Raw genomic sequence first — 11,226 nt, 5'->3', positions numbered from 1 at the left:
TGTAATATAATATATGCCGTAATTACGTAACAAGGAAATTTGCATTTTTTGAAAAAAATCAACTTATTAGCGGATTTTTTCAAAATGTTACGTAAAACATGGAAAAGTTACGGATTAATGTGAAAAAGTAGAACCATCTCTATAAATATGTCACATTTACCAAATTTGATTAAATAAAATCTTATTATTTCCGATTTTATTCGGCTTTCCAATTATATTTATTTAATGCTTTTAAGACATTCACGTTTCAATCCCAATACCGCAACCCATATCGTTTTTTTGCAGTCTTAAAGATTTATTTCCGCCGTTTGGAATTATATTAAACTCTTTTTTTATCCAGTTTAATATCGATTTTACATAATCGGCAGTCCAACTCGGCTCCATACCAGTCCTCAAAGAAAAATATCTTGGCGCTCGGAAAGGATATGTCGCCCCCAAAGGTAAAAAACACTCTACGTCCGTCAATTTCCTTAAATTTTTATCGTCTTGATATATTCGTGACAATTCATTTATTATCGGCACACGAATTGAAGTCGAACAAGAACGCTTATTATATATTTCATCGTTAAAACTCTCTACGACGGTTTTTATCGCTTTAGGAGAATTTACAAATACCAATTCCCGTAACTTTTCTCTTCTTCCTATAAATGTCGTGTCGTTTTTATATGACTCTATCAATTTATTTTCCGATTGTGTATCGCCCAGCAACGCTCGCAAATATAAACGATTACCGACATATTTATTAACAAACGCCGTATCTTTCCCCAGTTTCATCCGTTCTTGCTTATTTGAGAGTAATATTTTTAGAGAAGCCGCAATGGAATCTAAATGATTATCTATAGGATATATTTTTTTTTCAAATGCCTTAATATGCTCTTCCTCTTCGTTTCTTCGACTGAAACTGTGTCGGTTTATTAAGCCTATTATTTTATTAGAGTTATTGTATAAGGCTTTATATTCGGCTGTATAATAAAGAATATCTATCACGGATATCGGATCTAAAGGCAAAAAAGACACCATAAGACATGCCGACAACGAATCTCGCAAAACAACGGAACCGCTCGCAAATTTGTTATAATCTAATGTAAAATTTATCATCTTTTTTAAATTTTTAAAGTTCCCGCCTAATAATTCATCGCAAAGATTTTGTATTTCAATTCCTAATTCTTTCCCTTCATTAATAAACTTTGAAACGTATCGTTCCATATCCGCTTTTAAACTGTCTCTTAAAAAATTCGGCTCAATTTCCGGTATTCTGGCGTTATTAATCTCAGAGATTAACCAATTCAAACAACTATCCGGCGTATTATATTTTTTACCGCCTATTTCAACAGAAGAAATCCGTTCATCAAGTAACTTGTCTATGCGTTCTTTATCTTCCGCTCTTTCTTGTACAAGGCGAGAAACATAGTCGTTCAAGATTTTGTCGGATACTTTAATTTCATTTAATTTCTTTATCATAAAAGGAGCGTCATTGAGAAATATTTTGACTAAAGCGGACGTATCGGGAGCGTATTTTTGTCTTATCGCATTTATATCGGCAATTCTCATATTTTCATGGTTTATCGCCGAATCTAATTCTTCCTGCGATAAAGCATAAGAACGAACTACAAAAAATAAGACAAATAATGATAAAAAACGGCAGATTTCCATATCTTCTTCCTAATAAATCAGAGAACGGACATTTATTTGTGATGTTATCGCGGAATTTATTCTTTCCCATTGACTATAAGAACCGAAATCTCCAAAGAACAATTTTCTGTATCTTAACTTTGCGCTGTTAATATTATCAGTAAAATACATAAGATTTAAAGTATCTTGGTCACGCAAATCTCCACCTCCGTCTAAAATAACGTGGTTTATTTCATGTGCTAATGTCCGAAAATCATATTCTTTCGTTGTTAAAAAGTATAATAAAATGTAATACCGTTTGTCAACGTGTTATTACATTTCTCGGATGTTGACATCGCGTTATTTTGAAAAAACGTCAATGAGAGATTTTGGTATCTTACCTATTTTCTTATAGTTCATTTTGTCGTCTCCATAAACATTGGTGAAAGCGGTTTCATGTTGATTTTCATGAAAATAATATAGTATATTTCAATAAGAAGGAGGATGTAATTTTATGACGGAAAAAGAAAAAATGCTGTCCGGAAATTTGTACAAATTAGAAGGCGAAGAACTTATAGCCGACAGAATTCGAATGAGAAAGCTGGTCGAGAAATTTAATCGCAGTTCATACGATGAAGAAAAATTACGCGTTTCGATTCTTAAAGAATTATTTGCAAAAACAGGCGAAAATATCTGTGTAGAGCCGCCGTTTTATTGCGACTACGGATATAATATTTCGGTAGGCGACGATTTTTATGCTAATTTCGACTGCGTAATTTTAGATGTCTGCCGCGTTGAAATCGGTAAAAACGTATTTTTGGGCCCCAGGGTGAATATTTATACCGCCGGGCATCCTATAGACGCCAAAACGCGCGCTGAAAAATTGGAGTTCGGCAAACCCGTGAAAATCGGAGACGATGTCTGGATAGGCGGAAACAGCGTGATAAATCCTGGCGTGGAAATCGGAAATAATGTAGTAATAGGAAGCGGTTCCGTAGTAGTAAAAAATATTCCCGACGGCGTTGTAGCCGCAGGAAATCCGTGCAGAGTAATCAGGAAAATCGAAGACAAATAAAATATAAAAGGATGAGCGATATGCCGCAAAAAATAAAAATGAGAAGCCGTGACGCTGCAGAAAGAAAGCGTACTTTTGACGAAGTTTCATTAGGGTTTTCCCAAGAAGAAGCAATCAGAGAAGCGCAAAGATGCTTGGAATGTCGAAAACCCAGATGCGCCGCCGGATGTCCGGTGGAAATAAACATTCCCGATTTTATTCGTTTGGTGAAACGAGGCGAGTTTATAGACGCGCTTGCGGTTATTAAAAAAACCAACGCTTTGCCTGCGGTTTGCGGACGAGTGTGTCCGCAGGAAACGCAATGCGAAGCGAAATGTATTCTTGGAATAAAAGGGGAAGCGGTCGCAATCGGTGCGTTGGAAAGGTTTGTCGCCGATTGGAATCGCAAACATCATACGCCAAACTATCCGGTATATCCGAAATCATGCAAAAAAGTTGCTGTAATCGGCTCGGGACCGGCGGGATTAACAGCGGCGGGATACTTGGCAAAACACGGCGTTGAAACGGTCGTATTTGAAGCATTGCATGAGGTTGGCGGCGTATTGATTTACGGTATTCCTGATTTTCGTTTGCCTAACGGCGTAGTTCAGTCCGAAATAGACGAATTGCGGGAAATCGGAGTGCGTTTTGAGACGAATTTTGTTGTCGGGAAAACTGCGACAATTGACGATTTACTTGAAAAAGACGGTTTTTCTGCGGTATTTATCGGCTCCGGCGCAGGACTTCCAAAGTTTCCGAACATAAAAGGAATAAACGCTAACGGAGTTTATTCGGCAAACGAGTATTTAACGCGGGTAAATTTAATGCAGGCGTGGAAAGAAGACAGCCATACGCCGATTATCAAAGGTAAAAAGGCGGTCGTTATGGGCGGCGGCAACGTCGCAATGGATGCTGTCAGGGTCTCCCTACGGCTTGGAGCGGATGAAGCCCGTATAGTTTATCGTCGAAGTTTTGACGAGATGCCGGCGCGAAGAGAAGAAATTCATCACGCGCAGGAAGAAGGCGTAATTTTTGATATTTTAACCGATCCTAAGGAAATTATTTTGGACGACGACGGCTTTGTTCACGGAGTAAAATGTGTAAAGTGTGAGCTCGGCGAACCGGACGGCGGCGGACGGCGAAGCCCAAAAGAAATTCCAAACAGCGAATTTGTAATTCCATGCGATGTCTTTATTGCGGCAATCGGCACTTCGCCAAATCCGATAATTGCAAAAACCACCGAAAATCTTGAAACTGGCAAACACGGAACAATCACCGCAACGGACGGCGGCGGACGGACGTCAAAACCGAAAGTTTATGCCGGCGGCGACATTGTAACCGGCGCGGCTACGGTTATTTTGGCTATGGGCGCCGGGAAAGAGGCGGCAAAAGCGATTCTGAGCGATTTGGGATTAGAATAAAAGCGTTGATAAATCGTAGAATACCTTAACGAAGTATAACAGAGGCAAATCCATTAAAATATTACAGACTATCAAAATAATTTTTGTTATACTTATACATAAAGAACGTGAAATATTTCGTATTTTTGCAAGAATTACATCGACAATGTATTATTTTCTGCGTATATTTGAGGAGAACGTATGAAATTTGAAACCGTGATAGGATTGGAAATCCACGCTCAACTGAAAACAAAAACGAAAATATTTTGCGGATGTAAAACCTCTTTCGGCGACGAACCGAATACGCATTCTTGTCCGGTATGTTTGGGATTACCCGGCGCTTTGCCGGTTTTAAACCGTGAAGTCGTAAAAAAAGCGATTCGCGCAGGTTTGGCGACAAATCATTCGATTCGCAAAGAAAGCGTTTTCGCAAGGAAAAATTATTTTTACCCGGATTTGCCCAAAGGTTACCAAATTTCACAGTTTGAACTTCCGATTTGTGAAAACGGATACTTGGACATAACAGTCGATAACGCGGAAAAACGAGTAAAAATCACTCGTATCCACCTCGAAGAAGATGCCGGAAAATTGATCCACGATCAAGACTCCGACTCGCTTTTTGACGCAAACCGCTGCGGAACGCCGTTGATTGAAATAGTCAGCGAACCGGATATGCGAAGTTCAGAAGAGGCGTATCAATATTTGGTTTCGCTCAAAAAAATACTGCAATATCTTGACGTTTGCGACTGCAATATGGAAGAGGGAAGTTTGCGCTGTGACGCGAACGTGTCCATTCGCCCGGTCGGCGAAACGAAACTGGGCACAAAGGCGGAACTTAAAAATATGAATAGTTTTTCCAATGTGAAAAAGGCGATAGATTATGAAGTAATGCGTCAAACCGAATTGATAGAAAGCGGCGGAAAAGTCGTTCAACAAACGTTTCTTTGGGATGCGGACAAAAACATTACTATCGCAATGCGTACAAAAGAATCGTCCGACGATTACCGCTATTTTCCCGACCCTGATTTAACGGCGCTGATTGTCAACGACGATATGATAAACGAGCAAAAGAATTCGCTTCCCGAACTCCCGAAAGCGAAAGAGAAACGTTTCTCAGAACAATACGAACTTGAAAACAACGCGATTACGGTTTTAACCGAAACACCTGAAATCGCCGATTACTACGAAAAAACCACAAAAATTTCAGGAAACGCAAAACTCGCTTCCGGTTGGATTTTAACCGACATTTTGAAAATTCTCAAAGAAAAACAATGTAAATTGAGCGATTTGAAAATCACCGCCGAGAAATTGGGGGAAATAATAAATTTGGTGCAAAGCGACAAAATTTCGGCGAGCGCCGGCAAAAAAATTCTTGCGACGGTTGAAGAATCCGGCAAACCCCCGCAAATTCTCATCGAAGAATTAGGACTTGCACAAGTCAGCGACAGCAATGAATTGCAGACAATTATGGAGAAAATTTTTGCAGACAATCAGCCGGAAGTACGACGACTTAAAGCCGGCGACGACAAATTGACGTCGTTCTTTGTCGGACAAGCGATGAAAGCAAGCAAAGGCAAGGCAAATCCGAAAGAAATAAATAGAATTATCGGTGAATTACTGAAAAAATAAAGGAGGAATTATGAAAACAAAGGATATAATGATAGTCGGGGCGGTAGTTGTTTTGCTTTCTTTCCCGCTTATGTTTATCATAATGCTTTTGGCGACAGGAAACGTGAAATTAGTTTTCAAAGGCGATTTGTCGCGATGGGTCGAGAGTGAAACCGTCGCAAAAATACAGAAAAATACAGAATTGCGCGATTCGTTAATTGTAGCGAATTCTTATTCGTTCGAGGCAAACGCCAGCGAACGGGAGAAACTTATGGCGGACAGCGAAAAACTTGTCCGAGAGCAGGAGCGGCTCAACTTTTTGATTATCGAATTACAGCAGGAACGTGAAAAACTTGAAAAGGAACGGGTGCGTTTCGAAAAAGCGGTTTCGGATACGAAAGAGGACAATGCAAAGAAAGCGGTCGATTTGGCAAAACTTTACCAAGCTATGAAACCGAAAGAAGCGGCGCAGATTTTAGAAACTTTAAGCGATAATTTATGCGTAGATATTTTTAAGTCGATGAACGACGACAGACAGAAAGCAAAAATTCTTGCGGCTATGGAAATAGAAAAAGCGACAAGATTAAGCCAAAAAATGGGAATTAAAACTCCGACAAAGATGAATTTCTAAGGAATCTACCTCAAACTTTTGATTCTTTCTTCTGGAGAAACCAAAGAGATTATTCGCACTCCAAAATTCTCGTCTATGACAACGACTTCGCCTTTGGCTACGATTTTGTTGTTTACAAGCAGTTCGACGGGTTCTCCGGCAAGCCTGTCCAATTCGACCAACGAGCCGGGAGCCAAATCAAGCACTCTTTTAATCGCTATATCTGTCCGTCCAAGTTCGATTGTAACTTCAAGTTCTATATCCAAAAGCATATCGACATTGACTTTCGGCGCTCTTGACGAAAACGAATTTGCAACGGTATTATTGTCCGGAGATTGCATCGCGGCTGTAGAAACGTTTGACGTTTGCGAAACCGTCGATTCTTCATTTTTTACTTGATTTAACAATGGAGAATATTTTTCCAAAAACGTCTCATCCGGAGAAATTATAATCGCCATAGGATCAAAATCATTAATCGTGATTTTAGCGAAAGCCGCAAAATCATTTTCTAAAATGTCGCCGCCGACATTGTCCAAAATCGAAGGTGCGCCTGCACTTACGGATTTCTGGAATTTACCTCCCAGTTCGGTCGCAAACGCGCCTGAAATTTGGCTGAAGAATTCGGTAATGGCGTCTTTATGCGCATCGGAATACGGCGCCGTCCCGTCGCCTATCACCATCAAATCCGCTATAATCGCAAAAGTTTTTTTGGAAGCCAACACTCTTACGCTTCCTTCGCATCCGCCTGAAAACGGAACTTCGACGATAAGGTATTCCCCATCAATTTTTTCGGCGATAATTGAAGAATATTCCACAATATCTACATTCTCTACTTCAAGCGAAACATCACGGCTTAAATTTAAATTCGCAACCGACTTAACATGTTCTTTGTAACATTTCAAAATGCTTTCGACGATTTCTTTTGACTTACCCGTATCGACAACGCTTGTCTTCTGAGAAGAAAGATCTCCGTTCAATGCGGCACCTAACAGCGCGTCAATATCGTCCTGTGAAATAAAATCACTCATTTTCATCCCCTTTTTTGTTGTCCCAGTCATCCGAATCTTCCGAATCGTCGTCTAAGTCGTATTTTATATTTGCACCTGGAACTTCCGGTTCAATAATTTTAGTTATCTTTACCGCTTTTTTTCGTCCTACAATTCCGCTTTTTCCACCCATTTTGCTCTTTCCGCCTATTTGAACTATTAAATCGTCGTCTTTGTGTTTTTCAAGGCACAAAATATCGTCTTTTTCAAGTTGTAGCAAGTCACGGACGGTAAGTTTCGTCTGCCCCATCACTACCGAAAGCGGAACTTTCAACTCCTGAATTTCTTCTTCTACTATTTTACGAGTTTCGGCGGTTGTCTGAACTTGGGTCGTAATCCATGATTCGGACGTGATAAACGAGAATAATTTATCTATTATAGCATGAGGAAAGCAAATACTCATAAGCCCTGAACTTTTAAGCAATTGCACCTCAAAAGTTATTAAAATCACCGTTTCTCCGGGAGGCGCTATCTGCACGAACATAGGGTTTGTTTCGTAAGCGGTGATTTTCGGAGAAAAATCGCCCATGTGTTCCCACACGCTCGCCAAATCGTCAAGTCCGCGAGAAATTATGTTCCTTATAACGTTTTGTTCTATAGGCGTTAATTCACGGCTGTGTTCGCTTGATTTTCCAAGTCCGCCGAAAAGCCTGTCTATTACAAAAAACACCAAAGACGGATTCATTTCAAATATCGCCGTTACCTCAATGGGTTCCATTCTGAACAAATGAATACAGCTCGGATTTGAAATAGACATAATAAATTCAGAATAAGTCAATTGGTCAACCGCTACCACCTCAATTTCTACAAAAGTTCTCAGATAGTTGGTAAGCGTAGTCGAAAACTGTCTGGCGTAAGATTCATGCAAACTTTGCAAGGTCCGCATTTGGTCTTTTGAAACACGGTCGGGACGGCGAAAATCATAAAGGTTTAAAATTCTGTCTTCGTTTATCTTATCAGTATCGTCTTCGTCTAACCATGGGTCGTTCTCGACATCTTCCTGACCGGCGGACGCGGCGTTTGAGGCGGCAGGCGTTTTGGAGGCATCCAATCCGAAAACATTGTCGCCGTTCGTCACCGCAGTGAGAAGCGCGTCAATTTCTTCCTGTGATAAAATGTTGCTCATAACTACCCCCGCTTTTCTTCGTATCTATTGAATAATAAACTCTTCAATATAAACATTAGACAACTTCCCAACGCTATTAGGAATTATTGAATTCAGCTCGGGAAGCAGCGCCGTACGAACGTTTGCAATCGCGTTTCTATCGCTTACTTGACTCAATGTGAGCGAAGACAGATACTCATTAATTTTACTTCTTAACTGCGTCTCTATTTTTGCCAAACCCAATTCAATATTTTTGTTTTCAGGTTTTTTCCCGTCATAAGCGACAAAAATCTTTACTTTAAGAAACCGCTCCCCGCTCGTTCCGGAAATATTGACCACGATATCCGCCTTTGTAGGCAAAATAACTTCTCCGTCAAGGTTTACATTTTGCAACTCTTCGCTGACACCTACCGTATCGTCGGGATTTTGAAGCTCTTTCTTAAAAGCGTCTTTATCTCTGGGAATGGTAATTAAAACGACCAAAAACGCCACCAACGCCTGAAAAGCTAAAATCGCAACTATGATTATTATAATGTTTGGAGCCGATTTCGCTTTAGGCTTTTCAATATCTTTTTTTTCTTTTAAATCTTCTTTTTTTTCTTCTTCCGGCATATTATACTCCTTAAAACATAAATATATTCAAACTGTGTGCCAAATATTACTTATTAACTTTTTCAAGATATTCTACATAAACTTCTATTCGTCTGTTTTCTCTTTTGTGTGCTTCGGTATCGTTTGGAAAGATAGGACGAAATTCTCCGTATCCGACGGCGGATAATTTCTTGGGGTCTTCGCCGCGCTGATATAAATACTTGACGACCGACAAGGCGCGAGAGGAAGATAATTCCCAGTTAGAGGGAAATCTTGCCGTATTTATAGGCGTGTTGTCCGTATGTCCTTCAACTCTTATTTCACGTCCGGGCGTTTCTCTTATTATAGCCATCATTTTTTCCAGGATAGCGACAAATTCCGGTTTTAATCTATCGCTTCCAACGTCAAAACTTACTTTGTCCGAAATTCTTATCGCTATTCCGGTGTCGGTAACATTTACTTTTATCGCTTCCTCCATGTTTTCTTTTGCGGCGACTTCTTTGATTTTTCTTGCGGCGTCGGCGGCGATATGTTTATTTTGAGCGTCTCCGCCAAGCCGCGGGGTAAATACTTCCTGATGAATAGCGATAGTCGGCAAACTCGTCAACACGCCGTTAAACGCCGACTGGAACGAAGAAGCCGCCAATTCAAATTTTTTGGCGTCCGGTACCATCAACGCAAACAAAAGTACAAAAAAGCATAAAATCAGCGTAACCATATCGCCGTACGTAGCCATAAATTCCGGAACTATCTGTTTGCAAGGCGGACATTTCTTTTCTCTTGCCATATTTCCGCCCTATCGCACCTTTATTACTTTAGTTCTGCTTACGGGAGAAAGGTATGCGGCGAGTTTTTGTTCTACGATACGAGGGTTGTCGCCCGCCTGAATCGACATGATTCCTTCGACCATGAGGCTTTTGGACATAGATTCTTCGGCGCTTTTCTTTTCAAGAGTATTCGCTACCGGAGTGCAAAAACAGTTCGCCATCAGCGATCCGTAAAACGTCGTAATAAGAGCGACCGCCATATTGGGTCCTACGCTGGCGATATCGCTCAAATTCCCAAGCATCATAATAAGTCCTATCAAAGTTCCCAACATTCCCATAGAAGGAGCCAAAGACGCCATATAACTAAAGACGGCGGCGCCCGCCGCGTGTCTTTCTTCTATACATGAAATGTCGGTTTCAAGAATATCGCGTATCAAATCCGGTTCGGTGCCGTCCACGGCTAACTGCAAACCTTTTTTCAAAAATTCGTCGCTTACTTTATTCGCCGGTCCTTCCAACGCCAAAATGCCCTCTTTACGGGCTTTTTCGGCAAATTCCACAAGCATTTTAATCGTTTTGACAATGTCGGCTTTGTCGTTTGTAAACGCCTTAACTATAACGCCGGGCAACGATACCAAAGTTTTCAGAGGAAACGAGGCGAAAGCACCCGCTAAAGTTCCGATAACGACGATCTGGATAGAAGGAATGTCTATAAACGCGTTGAGGTGTTCAAATTTGATCCCCAATACGACAAAAAACCACATTAAAACGAGGCCTAAAATACTGTTTATATTCATAACTGTTCGTCCCTGTTTACTACTCGCAGCGTCGCGCCGCACGATTTACGGTAATCGACCGCTTTTTTCACTACGTCCGCAACGCTGTTTTTAACGACGTACGTTTTCCCGTTATAAAGTTTAATCTGCGTGTCGGGAGTCGCTTCGATTGATTCTATCAAATCGGCGTTCATCACAAACTCCTGACCTCTAAGCCGTTGTAAAACTATCAAAATCTCCTCCTTGACTCAAAAATCATTGCATTAAAATAATTTTTGTATGCGTATAATGTATAAAAAAAATAATAAGGATGGAAATTTCCATCCTTATTATTTTTTTATTTACGTTAAAACTATCTCACTAATTGGACGAGTTCTTGAAGCAGATTGTCCGTCGTAGAAATAATACGGGCGTTCGCTTGGTAACCTCTTTGGGTCGTTATCAAATCGGTAAATTCGCTCGCCAAATCGACGTTCGACATTTCGACCGCCCCCGGTTTAATCGTCGAAGAAGTCCCTTCTCCGGCTTTGTGAAGTATGCCTTCTCCCGAGTTGTTGGATTCCGACCACATTGAATTGCCGCTTCTTAAAAGTCCGGCAGGATTTATAAATTCCGCCAAAAGAATAACCGCAAGGTTCCTTGTCTGACCGTTTGTGAA

General features: G+C 40.6%; 13 protein-coding genes. 4 read left to right on the top strand and 9 right to left on the bottom strand.

Annotated features, from left to right (window positions below; translation table 11 throughout):
• Positions 1 to 240: 240 nt before the first annotated feature.
• Together LBH98_03735 and LBH98_03730 are read right to left on the bottom strand one after the other, a co-directional pair.
• Positions 241 to 1,653: a hypothetical protein gene (locus LBH98_03735; protein ID MDR0303868.1), complete on the bottom strand. Its 1,413-nt coding sequence runs from the start codon at positions 1,651 to 1,653 to the stop codon at positions 241 to 243.
• 9 nt (positions 1,654 to 1,662) lie between these two features.
• On the bottom strand, positions 1,663 to 1,830 hold the full coding sequence (locus LBH98_03730; GenBank protein ID MDR0303867.1) for a hypothetical protein: 168 nt from the start codon (positions 1,828 to 1,830) through the stop codon (positions 1,663 to 1,665).
• A 295-nt stretch (positions 1,831 to 2,125) separates the two neighbouring features.
• On the opposite strand from LBH98_03730, the gene LBH98_03725 reads away from it, so the two are divergent.
• From LBH98_03725 to LBH98_03710, 4 genes are all read left to right on the top strand, one after another.
• Positions 2,126 to 2,686 (top strand): sugar O-acetyltransferase, encoded by a 561-nt coding sequence (locus LBH98_03725; protein ID MDR0303866.1) that lies wholly within the window; start codon positions 2,126 to 2,128, stop codon positions 2,684 to 2,686.
• A gap of 20 nt (positions 2,687 to 2,706) precedes the next feature.
• Positions 2,707 to 4,086 (top strand): NADPH-dependent glutamate synthase, encoded by a 1,380-nt coding sequence (gene gltA / locus LBH98_03720; GenBank protein ID MDR0303865.1) that lies wholly within the window; start codon positions 2,707 to 2,709, stop codon positions 4,084 to 4,086.
• Positions 4,087 to 4,266: 180 nt separating this feature from the next.
• Positions 4,267 to 5,694 (top strand): Asp-tRNA(Asn)/Glu-tRNA(Gln) amidotransferase subunit GatB, encoded by a 1,428-nt coding sequence (gatB, locus tag LBH98_03715; GenBank protein MDR0303864.1) that lies wholly within the window; start codon positions 4,267 to 4,269, stop codon positions 5,692 to 5,694.
• A gap of 10 nt (positions 5,695 to 5,704) precedes the next feature.
• A complete protein-coding gene (locus tag LBH98_03710; protein ID MDR0303863.1) occupies positions 5,705 to 6,304 on the top strand; it encodes a hypothetical protein in 600 nt (199 codons plus the stop codon).
• Positions 6,305 to 6,309: 5 nt separating this feature from the next.
• On the opposite strand, the gene fliN is transcribed toward LBH98_03710, so the two are convergent.
• The 7 genes from fliN to LBH98_03675 all read right to left on the bottom strand — a co-directional run.
• Positions 6,310 to 7,311 carry a flagellar motor switch protein FliN gene (gene fliN / locus LBH98_03705; protein MDR0303862.1) on the bottom strand — a complete coding sequence of 334 codons (1,002 nt, stop codon included), beginning with the start codon at positions 7,309 to 7,311 and terminating at the stop codon, positions 6,310 to 6,312.
• Entirely contained in the window at positions 7,304 to 8,455 is a 1,152-nt protein-coding gene (gene fliM / locus LBH98_03700; protein MDR0303861.1) for a flagellar motor switch protein FliM, read from the bottom strand. The genes fliN and fliM overlap by 8 nt, the downstream gene beginning before the upstream one ends.
• A 24-nt stretch (positions 8,456 to 8,479) precedes the next feature.
• Positions 8,480 to 9,046 (bottom strand): flagellar basal body-associated FliL family protein, encoded by a 567-nt coding sequence (locus tag LBH98_03695; protein ID MDR0303860.1) that lies wholly within the window; start codon positions 9,044 to 9,046, stop codon positions 8,480 to 8,482.
• A 46-nt stretch (positions 9,047 to 9,092) separates the two neighbouring features.
• Positions 9,093 to 9,812 carry a flagellar motor protein MotB gene (locus tag LBH98_03690; GenBank protein ID MDR0303859.1) on the bottom strand — a complete coding sequence of 240 codons (720 nt, stop codon included), beginning with the start codon at positions 9,810 to 9,812 and terminating at the stop codon, positions 9,093 to 9,095.
• A 9-nt stretch (positions 9,813 to 9,821) separates the two neighbouring features.
• Positions 9,822 to 10,589, bottom strand: coding sequence for a motility protein A (locus LBH98_03685; GenBank protein MDR0303858.1), 768 nt, complete (start codon positions 10,587 to 10,589; stop codon positions 9,822 to 9,824).
• Positions 10,586 to 10,801 (bottom strand): flagellar FlbD family protein, encoded by a 216-nt coding sequence (locus tag LBH98_03680; GenBank protein MDR0303857.1) that lies wholly within the window; start codon positions 10,799 to 10,801, stop codon positions 10,586 to 10,588. The genes LBH98_03685 and LBH98_03680 overlap by 4 nt, the downstream gene beginning before the upstream one ends.
• 119 nt (positions 10,802 to 10,920) lie before the next feature.
• The coding region (locus LBH98_03675; protein ID MDR0303856.1) for a flagellar hook-basal body complex protein at positions 10,921 to 11,226 on the bottom strand (306 nt) is incomplete at its 5' end.

This window comes from Chitinispirillales bacterium (assembly GCA_031254455.1).
GTDB lineage: Bacteria > Fibrobacterota > Chitinivibrionia > Chitinivibrionales > Chitinivibrionaceae > WRFX01.
This window is presented reverse-complemented; position numbering and strand designations above follow the sequence as displayed.